This window comes from Leptonema illini DSM 21528, assembly GCF_000243335.1.
Classification (GTDB): domain Bacteria; phylum Spirochaetota; class Leptospiria; order Leptospirales; family Leptonemataceae; genus Leptonema; species Leptonema illini.
The window spans coordinates 4,077,672-4,096,691 of sequence record NZ_JH597773.1; the positions used below are offsets into that span (position 1 = coordinate 4,077,672).

Sequence of the window (19,020 nt, forward strand, 5' to 3'; positions counted from 1 at the left end):
CAGATACGAGCAGGCGCCGGTATTAAGAACGGCCCGGCTTATTCTGTATCGACTTCTGCCGCCCGATCCATGCGATCGGGCGCTTCCATTCCCAGAAGGCCGAGTCCGCGCTTCAGGCAGACGGCCACTCCTTGCAAAACGGCAAGAAGCGTGGATGCCGTCGATGCATCGAGATCGATGATCTTATTCTCGCGCAGCCCGTAGAATCGAGAGAGCGCGCTGGCCGTCTGATAGAGGAATACGATCAGACGATGCGGTTCGAAGCTCAGCGCCGCCTCGCGCACCTCTTCGGGAAAGCGGGCGATTAAAAGGAGCAGGCGACGTCTCTCCTCGCTCCACTCAAGATCACCAGGCGCCTTTTCGGGAATCGAGCCTGCATAAACCCCTCGCTCGACGGCCTTCTGCACGATAGAGCGGATGCGCGCATGGGCATAGGCGACGTAGTAATAAGGATTCTTCTCGGACGTATCGCGGGCCTCGGCCAGATCGAAATCCAGATGGGCCTCAAACGAGCGCATGATGAAGAAGTAGCGCACCACATCAAGCGGAATCTCGTCGATCAGCTCTCGCAGCGTGATGATCTTGCCCGTACGCTTGCTCATCACGACGGGCTGTCCGTTTTCAAGAAGGTTAACCTGCTGCGCGATCAAGACGCGAAAGCGATCCTCGGGATAACCGAGGGCCTTCACCGCTCCGGCAAGGCGGGCGATGTAGCCGTGATGGTCGGGGCCCCAGATGTCGAAGATATGTGAGAATCCGCGCTGGATCTTCGTATGATGATAGGCGATGTCGGCGAGCAGATACGTGGGCCGGCCGTCTTCGCGCACGATGACGCGATCCTTGTCGTCGCCGAAATCCGTGCTGCGAAAGACCTTCTTGCCGCCGTCATCATAGACGTATGCCTTCAGATCCTCGGCCGCTTTTAGAACCGCTCCGCTCTCATGCAGAGAACTCTCGCGAAAGAACTGATCGAATCGAACGCGAAAGCTCTCAAGATCGGCCTGCTGCATCGACAGGAATTGATCGACGGCTGCCTTGCCGAAAAGGGCGGCGATGCCTTCAAGGTCGTCGTTGAAAACCTTCGTCGAAAGATCGCTTTCTTTGAGATTGCCATGGGCGAGATCGCGCAGTCGATCCATCTCTTTTACGGGAATGACGATACCGCCTTTAATCGTCTCGACGATCTCTTTCAGATACTCGCCATGATAGGCCTCGGCGGGAAAAGGAAGCCCCGGCCCATCCGGATGCACGGCGCCGCTTTCGCTTTTCACGGCGAACTTTACCGGAATGCCTTCCTGTTCGAGCGTGCGAAAGAGGCAGCTTACGCCAAGAAGCGTTACCTGATTGCCGTAGTCGTTCACGTAGTATTCGCGCGATACCTTCTCGCCGACCGCCTCAAGCAGATTGCAGCAGGAGTCGCCGAGTGCAGCCGAGCGCGCCGAGACGACGTTCAACGGCCCGGTCGGATTCGCCGAGACGAATTCAAAGACGATGTTGCGAGGCTCTTCGACCTGACTTCTTCCGTAGCTTGCGGCCTCAGCGTTGGCCGTTACCGTAAAGGCATAGAGAAAGTCGTTCTGAAGCATGACGTTGATAAAACCGGGGCCTGCAATCTCCACTTTAGAGAAGATGTCGTCGATCGTCGCCGCCCGAACGCCTGCTTTCTTTGCGATGTCGCCGACCGAAAGGGCCTGCAGACGTTCGATGATCTTCGTCGCCATCTCACGCGGATTCTTGACGCCGCAGAGCTCACGCAGTCGGTTATCCATCGCCGAGGTGCAGGCAAAGTCGCCGAAGCGTTCATCGCGAGCATTCTCGACACGAGCCTGCACGGGTTGTGCGGCAAGGTCGCTCAGAGCGGCGCTGAAGAGATCACGGATAAGGTCACGCAGAATCATGGTCGGCCTCAGGGAAAGATCGGGATTGAGGCCATGATTCTGTAAAGGGCGGTGCGGCCAATTCAAACTCGGGAAGAGAGGATGGTGAACCACGGAGGGCTCTGAGGGCGCGGAGAAAGCAAGGCGGGAGAGGGGAAAGGAGGCCGGTGAACCGCGGAGGGCTCTGAGGGCGCGGAGAAAGCAAGGAGGGAGAGGGAGGATGCGGGCGATTTGCGGGTTTTTAGTAAGGGGCGGGCTTACTCCTCGGTCGGTGGCGGAGTTGTTTGCCTCGTAGGAATGCTGCGTAATGTTGATAAAGCTCCCTATTTCCTTTCCCGCTCAATCATCATTCGTCGATGACCGGCACGTCTTTTTGCCGACAGATTTCTTGCAGCTTCCTGTCCAGAGCGAGTAGGCCTGAATTCGTATGAAGCGCAAGTTCGAGATATGTGGCGTCATAAACGCTTAGGTCGTGATCAAGGGCGAGCTCTAATATACGGGAAGCCCGGGAGGTGTTGTCCAGTGGATCATATTCAATTGGTAGATCGAGAAACAATGGAATGATCTCCATTGCAACGGCCGATGTTATTCGGCCTCTCCTTACGGCACTTCGTACGGCGTTGGCCACTTCATACTTTAACAGAATCGGTGCCTTAAGTGATGAATCGAGGGCATCAGAAAAGATGGCTTCGACACCGGTCGATTTTTCATCGGGCAGGAAGAGGGAGCAAACGAACGAGGAATCTACTACCCAGCTCACACGTCCCGGCCTTCATTGATGAGATCTTTAACGTGCACCGGCCCGTCCTTCTCGATCTCTTTGCGTATAGCTCGGAACCTGTCGAGGATGCGATGGTATCCTCCCGGTTTTGCTTCAGGAAAGGACACGATGATGGCGACGGGTTTTCCCCTGCGGGTGATAGTGATCTCTTCTCCTTCTTCAACCTGCCGCAGGATTTCGGAAAGATGGACTCTGGCTTCGAGCGATGAGTATTCTGTTCGTCCGGCCATACAAAAAATAGAACGCATCAGTGATGTCTGTCAACATGTTTTCATGCCATCACCCGAACACCTCGGGCGGCTGGGGAACTGAGAAGCGCAGCGCTCGCTGTAATCCGCTTTTCAGCTGTTGAAAGACGGGCGCATCAAGGCCTTCCACATGCAATCGTATGTCTCTGTAGCGCCGGGCCTGCATCGTTGCCACCTCAAGCGAGCACTGGAAGCCGGCGGCGTCGGCGAGGGAGTTACAATTCTCACAGATAAAGAAGGCGCCTTCGCCGAAAAGGGCCCGGCTCTGAAGCGGGCGTTCACACTGTGCGCAATGTGTCGTGTCGCCGAGAAGCCCCATCAGATCAAGGGCTCGCACGCAGAGAAACAGTAAGAAGGCCTCAGCCTGATGCGTATCGAGCTCCGCGCCGGCAATCGATGCCTCGGCGAACTCAAGGGCCGAGCGCAGAAGCAGGAAGGCGGCCGGATCAGGGGCGCCCGAGCCGGCAAGGCTGCCAAGCGTGAGTATCTTCGAGAGCAGATCCTGATTGCGATAGTCCGATTTCAGAGCGTCGTGTCGCGTGATGACGACGCCTTCGCGCAGCGACAGCTCTTCTTTCTGGCTTTCATAATAATCGACTTCAATGAGAGCGCCCGGCTCGGCGATTAATGGACTTCGATTCTTTGAGGCGAGGATGCCATGCAGCCGCAACATGCGCTTCTCGCCGTTTTCAAGAAGCAGATGGGCGATGAGGTCTTTCTCACCCGATCGGGTCTTTTTCAAGACGATGGCACGGCCTTTTTTCAGGCTCATACTAACCCAGACCGAAGCGTTGCAGCTTGCGATAGAGCGTGCGTTCTGAGATGCCGAGCAGCGAGGCCGTGCGATCGCGTTTGCCCGATGCAAACGAAAGATTCTTCTCGATGATGGCCTTCTCGTAATCGTCCATGCTGACGCCCGGTATGATCGTCTCGACGAGGTTGCGATGTCCGGATGGGGCGCGCAATATCTCTTCGGGAAGATCGGCCTTCGTGAGCACGTCGTCGCGGGCGAGGATAACCATCGCCTCGATGACGTTGCGAAACTGGCGGATGTTGCCCGGCCAGTCATAGTTCTTGAAAAATCCGAGCAGATCGGGAGCAAGCGTCGTCACGCTTTTTCCGTAACGCTCGTTGAACTGGATCACGAAATGATTGAAGAGAAGCGGGATGTCGTCGGCCCTTTCGCGCAGAGGCGGCAGCTTGATCTTGATGACGGCGAGGCGATAATAGAGATCTTCGCGAAAGCGGCCCGAGTCGACCTCTTTCAGAAGATCTCTATTGGTGGCCGTAACGATGCGAACGTCCACCTCGATCGGCCGGGTCGATCCAAGCCTGGTGACCGTACGATCTTCAAGCACGCGAAGCAGACGCACCTGACTTTCCAGATCCATCTCGCCGATCTCGTCGAGAAAGATCGTTCCGCCCGAGGCGGCCTCGAACAGGCCCGCTCGATCGCGGTCGGCGCCGGTAAAGGCCCCGCGGGTAACGCCAAAAAGCTCCGATTCAAGGATGGATTTTGTCAGGGCGCCGCAGTTCACCTTGATGAAGGGGCGGGCGGCTCGTGCCGAGTTCTCGTGTAAAAAGCCGGCGACGAGTTCCTTGCCGGTGCCCGACTCGCCTTCGACGAGCACGGTGACGTCGGTCGGGGCCACCTGTGAGGCGCGCTCCACCATCTGAAGCAGCGCCGGCGAGTTGCCGATGATCTTCTCGCGTCCGGATAACCCCGATAGCTGCATACGCAGCGAACGGTTCTCTTTTTCAAGACGGTAGGACTGTAAATAGCTCTCGATCTTCTTCTGAAGATGAAGAAGATCGATCGGCTTTGTCAGGTAATCCGAGGCGCCTGTCTGTAAAGCCTCGACGGCCGACTCGATTTCGGGCTGGCCTGTAAGAAAGATAAAAGGCAGGTCGGGATTCTGTTCACGCACATAGCGCAGATAGTCGATGCCCGTTCCGTCGGGCAGCTTCAGGTCAGAGAGAACGATGGCGATCTCTGGAGACCTCGCCGCATAACTCTGCATCGCCTCTTTTACGCTTCCGTTTTCGAGTACGCGCACCTTTTCGCGGCCGCTGAGCGTCGTTTCCACGAACTCTTTCAGGGCGTCGCGCTGGACGGGATCATCTTCTATAAGCTGGATCAGAATCATAGCTGTATCTTTTGGGTATTATTCAGAAGCCATTCTTGAGATGCGTCTTAAACGGCCTCATGGCCCTGGATCTCTGCGGGCTCGGGTAACGCCTTTACTGCGCCGTCAAAATAAAGCGTGAACCTCGTTCCTTTGCCCGGCGACGAAACAAGATCGACGTGACCGCCCATCTCCATCATCATCTTGCGCACAAGAGAAAGACCGAGCCCGCTGCCGTGCACCTTCGTCGTGAAGAAAGGCTCGAAGATCTTCTCGCGATCCTCGGGCAGGATGCCCGCTCCGTTATCTTCGACTCTCAAGAAGAAGCGTCCGTTCTCTGTGCCCGTCGTGACGACGATGAGTCGGTCGCGATTGTCGTCGACCGTTTCGTAGGCCTGTATCGAATTCAGGATCAGGTTCACAAGCGTCTGCTTTAAAAACGAAGCGTCCATCTGCAGATGATCGGGCACGGCGCCCGTATTCGTTTCGAGTCGAATCTGATTTCGCCCGGCCTGCGGACCGAGCAGCTGTACGACCTGTTCGACGATCTCGTTCAACCCGGCGGCAGCGATGGCGCGGGTCTCGGAGCGAATGAGGCGGATGAACTCCTGCAACGTCTGATTCAATCCGAGGATCTCACGCTTGATGATCTCGACGCGCCGTTTCATCTGGGCGCGCAGCTCTTCATCCTCCACCTGAAGCACCTGATTCTCAAGCAGCTGCAGATGCAGATGGATGGCCGACAGCGGATTCTTAACCTCGTGCACCAGGCCGGCGGCGAGGACCGGAAGTGTGAACGGTTCTTGCGAATCATTCATGGCGATAATCACGCACCTCCACATGAAAAAACCATGCGTCTCGAACGTTCCAGTAAGATCGATTCAGTTTGAGCAGCCTCTCGTATTCAAGTAAGAAAAGTCGCGGCACTTCGGCATCGGGCAGCATATAGATACGAGCGGGGATGTTCTCAACGCCGCCCGGCGTCGCCTTTAAGTGCAATCCGACGTAGAGCTTTTCGCCCTTCTTTCTGCTGAGCGCCTGATAGTCCTCTTTGCTATTCAGACCGATCCAGAAGGCGCGGCTGCCGCTCTGCACAAGTACGCGGTACGGAGCGCGCGCTCCGGTACGGTCGGTAAGAAAATCGGCGATGCGAAACTCAAGGTCGGAGTACACCGGACTGATCTCGCTGATCTTCAGATTGTTGCGGTCGGCGTAGGCTTGAACGATGCGATCCAGATCGAGCTCGGTCTTTGAATAACGATGTGCGGGAAAGCTCTGACAGCGAGACGTATCGAGCCGGCCCGAGGCGATGTCGTCGCCTGAATTGCCCGGACACAGAAAGAAGGCCGATCCCCGGCGTACAAAGAAGCGAGACTCTCCCGATACAAAGCCGCCGCGACGGGCGAAGACGGGCGTGTAGACGCGAGCGATGCGATCAAAGCGTCCGGTACGATCAAGGAATGCCGGATCGCTGCCATAGCCCGGAAAGAGCGCCACATCGATACCCGCTCGTTTATAACTGCGAAAGATCTCCTGTAACTGAAGCAGGCCTTTCTCAGAGAATGTAGCATCCGATAAAAAAAGCATGCGTGTCGTTCCCGGCTTTATATGATCCGCAGCGCGACGCAGTCCATCCAGCAAAGAGGCCTCCGTCGTAGCACCCGATCCGTGAAGCGATCGCACGGTTTTCAGATAGGCGGTCTGATCGGCAAAGGCCTCGGTATGTTCTATGCGCGCCGAGGAACCGATGACGGTGAAGGTAACGGTTTTACCGGGCGAAGGCTCAAGGGCTTCGAGGGCGCGACGGGCAAAGGGAAGGGTTAACTCCATCGATCCCGACAGATCTACGACAATATGCAGATGGCTATCGCGCATCTCTTCGAAGTTTTGCAAGCGTGCATACGATCGGCTCTCTGGTAGAAACGGCGTCGCGCGAAAGATGCTTTTGCGCATCAGGCTCTGGATCTCGTTGATATTCCCCGACGAACGATCTTTGTAAAGAATACTGCGGCGAACACACGATGCGGTGAAGATCTCGACGGTCAGGTCAGATGGCCCGGTGAAAAGAAGCTGTCCGCCAAGCACATGCGAGACGTTTGGATCGCTACAGAACGTGCCGAGGCGATTCTCTGCGGCCTGTTCATCAAGCCCCTGCAGGCGATCGGCTCCGGACTCCCTGTAGGGGATGGCCCTGTACTCCCGCAGCAGGCGACTCAGAAAAAGGGCGGCCTGCATGGACTGGGCGGGCAGCTCCGACTCGTCGAAGTAGGCGGCCGGCGCCTTGCCCGATACGCGAAACGGCAGAACAAGCAGGCGATCGGCCCGGGCCGACAGCACGGACGGAACGGTCAAACAGAGCGTCAGAAAGGCCGCCGAAACGGCACGCAGAGACGTGCGCCTGGTCATTGGAGTTGACATTCCGGCCGCTTGTGGTGTCATCAATCGAAAAACCATCACATGAGACATAAAAACCAATCCTGTCCTCTGCATTTCACGCTTCATGGCGCTGTGCATTTTGCGCTGCTGCTCTTTCTATCGGTCCCGCTGGTCCGATGCACAAGCCCTGAAAATCGTCTGACCGACGACGCCATGCGTTATGACTTTTTCAATACAGAGGACGGAATCCGCATCGTCGGCAGGGCTACGATGCCCGAGGGAAGCCTGTCAGAAAGCTATGAAGATCGCAAGGCCCGCTGCATCGAGTCCGCCCGGCAGCATGCGAACAGCAAATGGCTCGGCCTGACCGAGAAGGCGATTGAGCTGCAAACGCTCTGGCATCATCGTTTACAGAAGGGGGCCCGTGGGCCGTGGCAGCGCTGCTTCGACGAGGCGACGATGCTGCGTTACATCCCCGCCGGCGAATCGTGCAGCGTGGTGATGCTGTATAAGTGTGATCCACGGGACTGGTAATCGCTAGAGCGGATTACTGGGACGAATTACTTTTATCAGAGGGCGTATTCTTCACGCTTCGCATCGATCTCTGTCTTGAACTGCGTCCACAGCGCCTGCGGATCGGAATGAAAACTTGAGAAAACGCCCATGCGAATGAGATCGACAAGCTCCGTAATCGTGAAGTTCAGATGCTTGTAATGGTTATAAAACTCCGTCGTCAGATCGACGTTAAAGATCTCGGGGTCGTCGGTATTCACCGTGCAGATCAGGCCGTCGTCATAGTAGCGACGTACCGGATGATCTTCAGCACGACGCACATACTTGCCGGTGAAGAGGTTTGACGTGAGGCAGATCTCGACGGGGATCTGCTTTTCTTTCAGATAAAGGAGCAGATCGGGATCTTGAATGGCCGATGTGCCATGACCGACGCGCTCGGCCTTGAGAATACGAACCGTATCCCAGATCGACCAGGGGCCGTCGTCTTCGCCGGAGTGCGCCACCGTACGCAGTCCCTCGGCCCGCGCCTGGGCGAAGACGTCGCGATAATCGCGTGCCGGGCCCATAAGCTCGGCGCCGCCAAGGCCGATGCCGATATGACTGGGCGTCTTACAGGCAAGCAGGCGTTGCAGATTCTGGCTGGCGTTCTCGGGCCCGAAGGTGCGCGAAACGTCCACAAGATATCGAATATCGGGTCCGCCTGAAAGACGACAGTCGCGCGAAAGGCCGTCCAGCGTGCGTGCGATGTCTTCGAAGCGAAGGCCGTTCTGTATCAGCTTCGACGGAGCGTAGAAGACCTCGGCGTAACGGATGTTATTCGCCTCGCAGTAGTCGCGCAGGTTCTTAAAGATGAGAACAAAATCCTCGGGCTTGCGGATCGCATCGAGTATATAGAGAAAGAGCTTGATGAACTCCTGCAGATTCTTGAAGTTATACAGCTGGTCGATCTCTTCGGCGTTATACTCTTTGCCGTGGCTGTCGAGGATGCCCATCAGCGTCTGACGCGAGATACACGCTTCCATATGCAGATGCAGCTCGGTCTTCGGAATCTCACGCAGGAACTTCATGATCTGCGCGTCTTTCTCGTCGGGCCGCTCGGGCATCTGCCGGTCGACCTGAATGCGCGATGCCGTCGCAAGGTCGACGGTAAGGATGCTCTCGACAAGATCGACGGGAGGCGATTCTACCTCGAGCTGCTCGAGCTCAAGCTTCTGATTCAGAAGATCATTGATAACGCGATCAAACGAGACCTGCAGATCGGCGGAATAGGGACGCCTGTCGGGCACCTTACGGCGAAGCAGATTGAGCTCGTCAACCTCGCGATTCAGCGACTGAATGCGTCTGTATATCTCTTCGAATGTGATCTTCAATGCAATAACCGTACGATGTTCACTCTGACCGCAGATGAATCGAGTTCAATATCAGTTTGAACGACCCGATTCTGCCGCCAGTCGAGCAATCTTCTCTTCGAGGGTTTTTCCCTGACTGTTATTCGGGTCAATCTGAAAAACCTGCTCTAAAAAGATCTTTGCCCGGCCTGCATGGCCCATACGGAAGTGCAGATCGGCCAGCTGTAGCAGATTCGGCACCCTCTGGCTGTTGATCTCGAAGACCTTCTCGGCCGACTCAAGCGAGCGATCCAGATTGCCCATGCGTTTATGCGCGATGGAAAGATAGAGCCAGAAGTCCTCAATATTCGGATCATGACTCAGATAGTTTTCGAGGATCTCGACGGCCTTCTCGTAATCCTTCTCACGGAAAGTCAGGACGGCGAGGATCTTATTCAGCGCCGGATCATCCTGGCGCATCTCGTAGGCCTTCTCAAGTTTCGCAAGCGCCTCGGGAGATTTACCGGCCCGAACCAGCCGGCGACCCTCTTCGAGCAGCTCGCTGTATTCCGATGAGACGCCGGCCGGCAACTCACTGTGATCGAGATCGTACTCATCGTGATCGTCGATCAGCACGACGGGCTTAACGACGTCTTCGTCGTGGAAAGCGTCTTCGGTCTCTTTCCTCTGACTGCTCGGCATGAATTCGATTTTAAGAAGCGAAAGGTCGTCGGTAAGTTCACCCTTGCTTTTGATCAGTTCGGCGAGTTTATCGAGATCGCCCCTTGCCTGATCGACCAGGCTGAGAACGAGGAACTCGTCTTCGTTGATGGTGCGCACCGGTTCGTCGGGCGTGAGATCGATATCGTCCCGTCCGTCAGAGCCGGCTATGATGGCGTCGCCCGGTTCAAGGCGAAAGCGCTTCACCTCGAAAGGAATTTCGGATTCAAGACCGAGCTTGCGAAGCTGCAGATCCTCTTCGATGAAAGAGGCCTTTCCGTTGCGATAAAGGATCTGGAACGGATGCTCTGCGTTGAAGTAAAACATCTCGCCCGTTTCTTCGTCGATAACGTCGACGACGCATGAGATGACCATGCTGCCGTTGAAGGCCTTGAATACGCCGTTAATCTCTTCGTAGACCTCGGTCAGCCATGCCTCAGGAGTCAGATCAAGGATGCGGTCATGGCTTGCAGAGCGCGCGAGAATGGAGTTCATCACGACGCCCATCACAAGCGCTCCACCGGCGCCCTGCATCGATTTGCCCATGGCGTCGCCGTTCATGGCCACAAGATATCGCCGATAGCTTTCACGCGTACCGAGACGCAGGTTACCCGTAACGCAGATATCGCCGCCGAGGTCGGCGCTTTTATTCCGGAATTCAAACTGCTTTTTCTGTAGAACGAGGAAGTTCGAACGCACGCGCTCCGACTTGTTGGCGTTGAAGTTCAGCGGCTTCATCAGTAGCGACGTCAGGAAGTAGTCTCCATCCTGTTGAATCTTCAGCTTGCGAACCTCTTCAAGCGTCGAATTCAGTTCGGCCGTGCGCTCTTTCACTTTCTCTTCGAGGTTATTCGCATAATCGCGCAGCTGATCTCGCGCCTCGCGGATCGAGCTCACCATGCTGTTGAACGATGCGGCGAGAAATCCGATCTCATCCTGCACATGGATGGGAACACGGACGTCGAGATTGCCGCGGTTCACTTTCGTCACGCCTTCAAGCAGCTCCGTCAGCGGATTCACGAGAGAACCGCGAAAGAAGAGCGGGAAGACGATAAGAACCATGAAAAGAACGGCGGCCAGAATCGTTACCTGCTTGTAAGCCGTTCGGTGTATGAAAGCTCGATAGTCTCGATAAAAGAAGCCGCCTTCGTATACGGTCTGCGTCTCGGGGCTGTAAACGGTATAGGCGATCAGATGTTCGAAGCCGTTTCGGCTATGACGGTAGTGACGGCTGTACTGAGGCTTGAAAGGCGCCATATATTCGCCGAGGCGCAGCTTCAGCGCTTCTCCTTGAAGGGACGAGCGAGCCTTCAGCTCTGCGAGCATCGCATCGCGAAAAGGAGCGAAACTTGCGTTGCCGTCGTTTTCGAGGCGAGCGGTCACGTCGGCGCGGAAGTTCGCATCAGAGATGTAGCTGATACGATTCTTATTCACGAAGGTAAGCTGGTTGAGGCTGTCGATCTGGGCAAAGACTGCCTCGATCGTAGGGTTATCCTGAAACTCTTTGCTATCGATAAACCTTTCGAGAGACTGACGGTATCCTATGAACTCCGGGGGCGTCTTTTCCAGAAGCCTTTTTAAGCCGTCGGCGGCCTGCGAGGGATCCATCTTATGGATCTCTTCGTATAACGCCGTGTTGCGATACTCGATCTCGGCGTGCGAGAAGTCGATGCGTCGCTCTTCAGGCAGATTGAAATAATTCTCATGCGTGTATTTAAGTTCGCCGCGACCTTTTGTCGTGTCGTAGACGTAGAGATAGCCGAGCTCTGATTCGATCGTTCCGCCTTCAACGGCGCGAATCAGATATTGAAGTCGAATCTGATCGTATTCTTTCTCGCGATCTTCCATTGAAACGTAGGCCATTCCCTGAAAGAGCAGCAGGAAGGTCACCATACAGATGCCGACGATCTTCGCCATAAACGTCGTGCGGTCCGTCGTAGTGTTCAAGAAGAGGATCGTTATCGAGAAAAAGGCGACGATAGAGAGAAGCACAAGGGCGTTCAGATAAAATCCGCGGTCGACGACGCCGTCGCGACTGAGCGTATTCAAAATGGCGGGTACGGCGGCGCCGGCAACCAGGCTTGTCACAAGGCCGATGATCGTATAGCGATCCTTTTTCTCGGGAACGATCGTTGCCTTCCATCCTCCAACAATCGACGCAAGCAGAATATAGACCATGATCAGATACGCCCCGTAGCGACTGATCGTTTCAGCGTCAAAGTCCCAGTAATGTCCGTTGAAGTGGAATTTGATCGGCACCGTTTGCGTCTTCCAGATGAAAGCGCTGATCATGCCGATTGCCAGCAGATACTGCACGATCAGGAATCCGCGGCGCAGCCTGGGATGCGTATTCTCGGGATAACGCAGAATCCACTGCACAAGGTGGATCAGGGCCGGGAAGATGAAGCCCAGGGTCATGTAGCGGTGATACACGGCCAGAGGAGAATAGACGACCGCTGCGACGAAATAGCCGAGGAAGAAGAGCGCGAACCAGAAATACATCAGACCGAGGTCGATCGTCGGCCTGGACTTCTGTTTGATCGTCAGGGTGAATACGGCAAGGAATCCCGAGAACACCGTTACAAGCAGAGTTCCGAAAGAGAAGAAGTTGAAATAAATATCGTAACGATTCAAAAGTTCAATCATGATTACTCCCCTCAAATGACCGACCGCTCAGAGCTTTGCTCGCCTGTTCTGGCGCGCTCATCCCCGGCTTATGAGGACACTCTATCAGTATCGTCTCGCAGAACACCGAGCCATTTTCTTTTTTGAATGGTGCACCCGAAAAACCTTTACGATTTCTATGTTGCACCGTAGCTGCATTAACCTGACACCCATCCTGATTCACAATCAAGTCAGGCTGCCGCACTGAAATGAGGCTCATTCATTTCTCTGATACTGTGGGTTTTTGCCTTAGAATTGCAATCCATTTTCAGAAAAGGGCCCGTTCCAGAACCGGTTCTTCAAGGTCGCGCCTCTGAGGCCTCGAAATAAAAACGGCCCCTTGCGGAGCCGTAAAGAGACGTGATACGTCGTAGGAGATTTTCGACAGATGTTTACTGTTTGATCAGTTGCGGCGGCCTGCGAGCTCATCACCGGAAAGGTTGGCGATGATGTTACGGCCAAGCGCCACATCAAGGGCATGTCCGGCACGGAAGGCGATGATATGAGCCATAAGCGGACGACCGAGCAGGTAGAGGTCACCGATCAGATCGAGCACCTTATGGCGCAGACATTCATCGGGATAACGCAGATCGTCGTTCAGGTAACCGGTATCCGTGAGCACCACGGCGTTTTCCAGAGAGGCGCCCATGCCCAGACCACGCTTACGAAGCTCTTCAACATCTTTCAGGAATCCGAAGGTGCGGGCTTCGAGGATTTCCTGCTCCATGATTTCGCTGTTCAGCAGGCCGTGGTAGGTCTTGCCTTTCAGTTCGGGATGCGGGAAGTCGATGGTATAGGTGACACGGAAGTCGTCGGCGGGGATGGCAACGAGGTATTTGTCGTCTTTAACGACCCAGACCGGTGCGCTGAGGCGGATGGGCTCGACGGCAACATCAGATTCCTGCACGCCGGCAGCCATGATGCCACGATAGAGCTCGCCGGCAGCGCCGTCGAGGATGGGAATCTCTGTTCCGTCAAGTTCAAGGATGGCGTCGGTGATACCGGCTACGGCCATGGCGCAGAGAACATGCTCTACGGTATGAACCTTCCAGGAGCCGTTTGAGAGGGTGACGGCCTGTGCCGTTTCTGTTACACTGAGTGGTGAGATGGGGATGATGCCGAGAGAAGGAGAGGTGCTCTGTAAGATGAGGCCTGTGCCGGGAGCTGCGGGATGAATGCGAAGCGTCGTTGCGCCTGCCGTATGGATGCCCGTTCCCGTAAAGCTAACCGTTTCGGCCACCGTGCAGCGATTCTGACGACCGATACGGTTCGCAGGCAGTTCAAGTGCCGGCGCCATCAGCGCAGATGAAGTGGTTGAAACGGACTCATTGCTCAGCGTTTGCATATTCATGGTTCCTGCGAACTATAGTGCAAACCCCGTGCCAGCCCTCGTTAAATGACATAATTCTGGCGTTCAACAGAAAAAGGCCCTGTACAGGGCCTTTTTTGACGTTTTCATGACTTCTGGCCCAAACAGGCTGCCGGGCCGGTGTGTGAAAAATACCACAGTTGTCGCTGTACGGCGACGCAGGGCAATTTTCAGCGGCGGCGAGCCACCCAGGTGCCCGAGCTATGCGATCCGGAGTAGTTGCCCTTGATTTCTCTCTGCATGGGGTTCAGCGTACCCGTGTAATCCTGATGAAAGTCATGCGGTGAGCCGATACGCCGACATTCCGTGCCTGTACAGGCACGCCGGAAGTCGATCCGGTTTCCAATGACACGCACACCGGTCAGGTATTCCGGCTGCTTTGTGCCCCAGTTCGTGAAACGCACAATGGCTCCGATCGATCCGCTCTGCGAGAGGAAGATCGAAAGCTCGCCTTTATGCCCGCCAGCCTCGATATCGTACTGGCCGGGGAAGTAGCCGAGGGCGGCCGCCGTGCTCATCACGTCAAAGGAGGCGTTTCGAAGCTCTGCCTCGTCACGAAAGAAGATAATGCGTGAGATGTTCTCAAAATCATAGCGCTCGGATTCTGCCTCTTTCTGAAAGAAGGCACCTGCTCGATCGAGGGAGTTGAGGATGCCCGTCCATTGCTGGCCGTCTTTTGTAATAAGAAGGGCCGGTCGGTTTACCTCGCAGGCATTTCCTGTACTGAGGCGTCCGGCAAGGCCGCCCAGACCACCGGCGACGACGGCAGAGAGTAACATCGCCGTCCACAGCCCCTTTGGTCCCTGAAGGCCTGTCTTCTCAAGCAGAGCGCTCTGTTCGCCTTCGATCTCTGAGAGCGATGACTCTGATTCGGTCGGATGCTCGGGTTTTTCTTCTTTGCCAAAGAGTTGCAGCAGACGGTTGATAATCATACCCTTTAACGATCGGCCAGAATGCTCCGGGCCTCAAGGCATGAGAATCCCTTTCGGGGAAAAGGCAGCAGCTCTGTCTTTTAGAGAAGCTCGTGTACCCGATTGCGTAGATGCGGCACAAGCATCCGCTCAAAGAACGGGTTCTTCTTTAACCAGAGCTGGTTGCGCGGAGACGGATGCACAAGCGGCAGATACAGGGGCCCATAATCGGCAAAGGCCTGTACCGTTTCGGTCAGATTCGCCCGGCGTCTCTTACCCAGATAGTAGGCGTGTGCATACTGGCCGATGAGCAAAATGAGACGCAGCTCTTTCAAATGTGCAAGCAGCGGTTCATGCCACTGTGGAGCACATTCTCTGCGTGGAGGCAGATCTCCCGATCTGCCTTTTCCAGGATAACAGAATCCCATGGGAATGATGGCGATGCGGCTCTCATCGTAGAAGGTGTTGGAATCGACTCCCATCCAGGCGCGCAGGCGTTCTCCGCTTGCATCGTCCCAGGGGATGCCTGAGGCATGTACCTTTGTTCCGGGCGCCTGTCCGACGATGAGGATGCGCGCCGATTCCTTTGCACGCAAAACAGGTCTGGGCTCATAGGGCAGATGCTCTTTGCACAGGGTGCAGCTGCGTACCTCTCGTAACAGGTTGTCCAGGCTCATCATCGAACACTTTAAGCGCAAAGCATCGGGCAGGCAAAGTCAATCGGAATCGCGAGACATCTGAAATAAGGGTTGCGTTGTCAGAACCACCAGCAAGGCTCAGACAAAATTGACACGGGAGTCAATTTTGTGCCTGCAACGCCTGTGGAAACGGCACACTGTGTTCAGGTGGCCATAGCGTCGGTAGCAAATTGAGGACCTGGAGGACATCGTGTTTCGTGCAGATCAGGTATATAGAAAGAACCTATTCGAAGGGCAGGCTGTCCTGCTAACAGGGGGTGGAAGCGGCATCGGGCGACGGCTGGCGCACGGCTTTGCCTCGCTGGGCGGCTCGCTGGCTCTGCTCGGGCGACGCCGTGAGAAGCTTGAAGAGACGGCCGCCGAACTAAAGGCCGAGGGATACTCGCTGGATGTGCTCTGTCTGGAGTGCGATATCGCCGATCCGGCGCAGGTGAAGAAGGCTGTGGCGGCGGCCTTTCAATGGAAAGAAATCGATTTACTGATTAATAACGCCGGCGCCAACAGCCTGCGCCCCGCCGAGGCCTTAACTCCAGTGCGCTGGCAGGCCATCATCGATACGGTGCTGAACGGCACGTTTTACATGTCACGGGAATGCGCCCTGCACTGGATCCGGCGCAAGCGAGCCGGGCATATCATCAATATCGCCTCGACGACGGCATGGACCGGCTCGCCTTTTATGGCGCCGTCGGGGGCGGCGAAGGCCGGCATCGTCAATCTCGGCCGCACGCTCGGATCGGAATGGGCGAAGTATAAGATCCGCATCAACGACGTAAGCCCGGGCCCGGTTTTCACGAAGGGCAGCTTCGATCGCCTGTGGCTGAACGAAAAGATCGTCGAAGAGGTCCAGCGCCGCGTTCCGCTCGGACGCTTTCCCGAGCCCGACGACATCGTCGGCCCGGTGATCTTTCTTGCCTCGCCGGCAGCGGCGATGATGACCGGCGCCACGATCGCCGTCGACGGAGGTGAGTCCTTGCGACCCGATCTGAGCGCCCTTGTCGATTCGTTTCGTCCGCGCAAGGGGACGGCAGGGGACGAGGCGCCCGAGGTTTGATCGTCGGGCACTGGCCGAAAAGCCGAGGGGAAAGGAACCTGTTTCGAGTCGATTTTTTTGTATAGAGTTTTCTGATCAGCGTTGTCTTATTGATATATGCGGGCCGCCCTTCTCATCTTCATTCTTGCCGGATTGATATCCTGTGCCCAACGGCAGGAAGAAAGTGAGATGGTCGGCCTTGTGGCCAATCTTTACACAGTGGCTGCCGATACGGCCCTGATTGATCGGGCCGAGCAGGGTATGACCGCCTGGCAGATCGGCCTGAATACCGGCTTCCGTGCCCGGTATCGCAATGCAGGCGGGGCGGCCGGGACCTATGATCCGCCGCACTGGGTCGCCATCGCTCCGCGTGACTGTGCGGTGATGGGCGCTCCGGGAGATATGAGACTCAGCTGTCCGCTTGCGAATACCTCTGTCGTCGGTGTCTGTCAGATCATCAACGATTCGTTCACAGGTGAGATCCTCAATACGACGACGCTCATCGCCCGTGATTATCAGCTAAACGAGGCCGAGACGCTTGCAAACCGGCTTTCGATATTCACGCATGAATTCGGGCATTGCCTGGGCCTGCAGCATTCGGCAAGCACGGGCGATGTGATGTATGCCGATACGTCGGGCGCCGACGTCCCCTCTGCCGGAGAGCTGTCCGTGATTCAATACGCCTACACCGTTTTTCAAGATCCGCCCGATACGTCGCGCTTCTTTACGTCGGGCGGCAAGGTGCTGCGGCATTTTAAGGCGCCCGCTTTTTTTCTCTATGACGAGACGAATTATCAGGCCTCTGCGTTAACCGTTCCGCCCGCTCCGCCTGTGAATCCGGTCGAGGTGCATAACATTCTGATCTTCGCCGATGGAAGCGAGATGTATTACAGGAGTAGGTAGGCGCAAAGAAAAAGAGGGCCCGCGGGCCCTCTTTTAAGATGGGAGAGTATTTCCCGTAGAATCAGAAGCTCGTCGAGTAGCCGATCGTGTAGAAATACACGAGCTTGGGCAGCTTCTGCGTCGGCGCGTATTCATAGCCATAGCCAGTCGGATTACCGATGGAAGCCGTAACAAGGCTGTTGATATAGGTGTTCGCAATGCCGTTGTTCAGCGACGGGTCGACAACAAGGCCGTCACCCAGCGAGGTTTCGCCGAGAAGAGAGACGGCATCACTCTTAGACGAGTCACCTTCGAAGAATCTAGTGTCCATACGATAAACGCCTGTCACGCCAATATGGAATCCACCGAGATTCAGAGTGATCGGCAGGTTTGCATTCTTCCATCCTTGAATATTCAGGCTTGTATCTGTTGCATAGCCAACGCCCGGAACAATGTCCAGAGAGATGTCTTTGCCCATTTCAAGGCTTACCGAATAGGAAAGGTAGTTGTATGTCGATCCTGAGTATCCTGGAGTTGCAACATCGACGTATGTCGTAAACGACAGGTCGGGTAGAATGGCAGGCGCAAAGCCGGCGAACATTTCGATGTTCGAGGCCGTATGCTGCGAGATGTTCGTATAGTTATACGAAACGATGCCGCCCGTTAACGCTCCAAGTTTCGAATCCGTGGAATAGCTGAGCGTAACGTCGATCTCGTCGTTTCGCTTCAGACCGTTCTGCTCTTTGTAGAAACCGGGAGCAACAGAGGGATCACGAATGATATCCGCCATACCGGCCATGTCGGTTGTGTCAATTGTGGCCAGGTCAATGTTGCCGGCTGCAAGCTGCGCAAGATAGCTTGTTGCAACGGAAGAGGTTGTATCGCCGGCGCCCAGCTGAAGCAGCCCATCGATATCGACGTCGTTGCGTCCGGTCAGAGCGAACGAGCCCCAGATGTTCAGAGACCAGCCTTCTGCAAAGTTGAAGGTCAGGCTGGGCTGGAAGGCCGGAGCCGTGTTAAAGCTGCCGTAGGACTTGCCGTCCTGCTCGAATTTTTTCGAATGCACGTCTACGCCACGGAATACGTAGTTTGAGACCACATCCGCTGTGAAGTCGATGCCAGGTTCGAAGGTCTGTGCTTGCAGCGAGCCTGCAGCAAAGAGAGCTCCGGTGAGTCCGGCTGTGAGGCCGAGACGTTTTGTGATTATGGATTTCAAAGTTTGCCTCCTGGAAAATCCTGTTGTAACAGCATATGCATGAGTCGTGCCAGGGCCTTCCCCGGTGCGACGATTGCGAATTGCGTAAAAAATGTGCTTCTTGCCCTTCTCGGGCCGGCCCCCTTTATTTTCTTGCTTCCTTACTGCCATAGTGCCTAAAATTTAGGCTCAGGTTGTCTTCTGGCAGGATCTCTCGATCTGAAAACGGCGACAACCCGAAAGCAAATGCCCTGATGGCATGAGTTGGGACGAGAAAAATACCATGTTCTGTTTGATTTTCC

Annotated in this window: 16 protein-coding genes; 3 read left to right on the forward strand and 13 right to left on the reverse strand. The window is 55.6% G+C overall.

The features are described 5' to 3' along the window. Positions 1-38: 38 nt before the first annotated feature. From LEPIL_RS19270 to LEPIL_RS19300, 7 genes are all read right to left on the reverse strand, one after another. Positions 39-1,898, reverse strand: coding sequence for an arginine--tRNA ligase (locus tag LEPIL_RS19270; RefSeq protein ID WP_002775170.1), 1,860 nt, complete (start codon positions 1,896-1,898; stop codon positions 39-41). A gap of 325 nt (positions 1,899-2,223) precedes the next feature. Beyond that, entirely contained in the window at positions 2,224-2,637 is a 414-nt protein-coding gene (locus LEPIL_RS22630; protein ID WP_002775172.1) for a type II toxin-antitoxin system VapC family toxin, read from the reverse strand. Continuing rightward, the gene (locus LEPIL_RS19280; protein WP_002775174.1) at positions 2,634-2,888 is read right to left on the reverse strand and encodes a type II toxin-antitoxin system Phd/YefM family antitoxin; all 255 of its coding nucleotides are present in this window, start codon (positions 2,886-2,888) and stop codon (positions 2,634-2,636) included. The genes LEPIL_RS22630 and LEPIL_RS19280 overlap by 4 nt, the downstream gene beginning before the upstream one ends. A 49-nt stretch (positions 2,889-2,937) precedes the next feature. Then, complete coding sequence (recO, locus tag LEPIL_RS19285; RefSeq protein WP_002775176.1) at positions 2,938-3,678, reverse strand: DNA repair protein RecO; 741 nt, start codon at positions 3,676-3,678, stop codon at positions 2,938-2,940. A gap of 1 nt (position 3,679) precedes the next feature. After that, positions 3,680-5,053, reverse strand: a complete 1,374-nt coding sequence (locus tag LEPIL_RS19290) for a sigma-54-dependent transcriptional regulator (RefSeq protein WP_002775178.1) — start codon at positions 5,051-5,053, stop codon at positions 3,680-3,682. A 47-nt stretch (positions 5,054-5,100) separates the two neighbouring features. Next, a complete protein-coding gene (locus LEPIL_RS19295; protein ID WP_040919137.1) occupies positions 5,101-5,850 on the reverse strand; it encodes a sensor histidine kinase in 750 nt (249 codons plus the stop codon). Continuing rightward, a complete protein-coding gene (locus tag LEPIL_RS19300) occupies positions 5,843-7,438 on the reverse strand; it encodes a vWA domain-containing protein (protein ID WP_002775181.1) in 1,596 nt (531 codons plus the stop codon). Before LEPIL_RS19300 ends, LEPIL_RS19295 begins: the two co-directional genes overlap by 8 nt. Positions 7,439-7,489: 51 nt before the next feature. On the opposite strand from LEPIL_RS19300, the gene LEPIL_RS19305 reads away from it, so the two are divergent. Further along, on the forward strand, positions 7,490-7,942 hold the full coding sequence (locus LEPIL_RS19305; RefSeq protein WP_002775183.1) for a hypothetical protein: 453 nt from the start codon (positions 7,490-7,492) through the stop codon (positions 7,940-7,942). Between the two features lie 35 nt (positions 7,943-7,977). Here the strand turns inward: LEPIL_RS19305 and LEPIL_RS19310 are convergent, their stop codons facing one another. The 5 genes from LEPIL_RS19310 to LEPIL_RS19330 form a co-directional block, all read right to left on the reverse strand. Further along, positions 7,978-9,291, reverse strand: coding sequence for an adenosine deaminase family protein (locus LEPIL_RS19310; RefSeq protein WP_002775184.1), 1,314 nt, complete (start codon positions 9,289-9,291; stop codon positions 7,978-7,980). A gap of 51 nt (positions 9,292-9,342) precedes the next feature. After that, positions 9,343-12,615, reverse strand: a complete 3,273-nt coding sequence (locus tag LEPIL_RS19315; RefSeq protein WP_002775187.1) for a SpoIIE family protein phosphatase — start codon at positions 12,613-12,615, stop codon at positions 9,343-9,345. Between the two features lie 421 nt (positions 12,616-13,036). Then, positions 13,037-13,930 carry a UDP-3-O-acyl-N-acetylglucosamine deacetylase gene (gene lpxC, locus LEPIL_RS19320; protein ID WP_143464718.1) on the reverse strand — a complete coding sequence of 298 codons (894 nt, stop codon included), beginning with the start codon at positions 13,928-13,930 and terminating at the stop codon, positions 13,037-13,039. Positions 13,931-14,172: 242 nt separating this feature from the next. After that, positions 14,173-14,934 carry an LIC20036 family protein gene (locus tag LEPIL_RS22635; RefSeq protein WP_002775191.1) on the reverse strand — a complete coding sequence of 254 codons (762 nt, stop codon included), beginning with the start codon at positions 14,932-14,934 and terminating at the stop codon, positions 14,173-14,175. An 80-nt stretch (positions 14,935-15,014) separates the two neighbouring features. Beyond that, a complete protein-coding gene (locus LEPIL_RS19330) occupies positions 15,015-15,593 on the reverse strand; it encodes a uracil-DNA glycosylase family protein (RefSeq protein ID WP_002775193.1) in 579 nt (192 codons plus the stop codon). Positions 15,594-15,801: 208 nt separating this feature from the next. On the opposite strand from LEPIL_RS19330, the gene LEPIL_RS19335 reads away from it, so the two are divergent. Then, entirely contained in the window at positions 15,802-16,662 is an 861-nt protein-coding gene (locus LEPIL_RS19335) for an SDR family oxidoreductase (protein WP_002775197.1), read from the forward strand. Between the two features lie 96 nt (positions 16,663-16,758). Continuing rightward, positions 16,759-17,544 carry a matrixin family metalloprotease gene (locus LEPIL_RS19340; RefSeq protein ID WP_002775200.1) on the forward strand — a complete coding sequence of 262 codons (786 nt, stop codon included), beginning with the start codon at positions 16,759-16,761 and terminating at the stop codon, positions 17,542-17,544. 61 nt (positions 17,545-17,605) lie between these two features. On the opposite strand, the gene LEPIL_RS19345 is transcribed toward LEPIL_RS19340, so the two are convergent. Next, positions 17,606-18,739 carry a TorF family putative porin gene (locus LEPIL_RS19345; protein WP_002775201.1) on the reverse strand — a complete coding sequence of 378 codons (1,134 nt, stop codon included), beginning with the start codon at positions 18,737-18,739 and terminating at the stop codon, positions 17,606-17,608. Positions 18,740-19,020 lie beyond the last annotated feature (281 nt).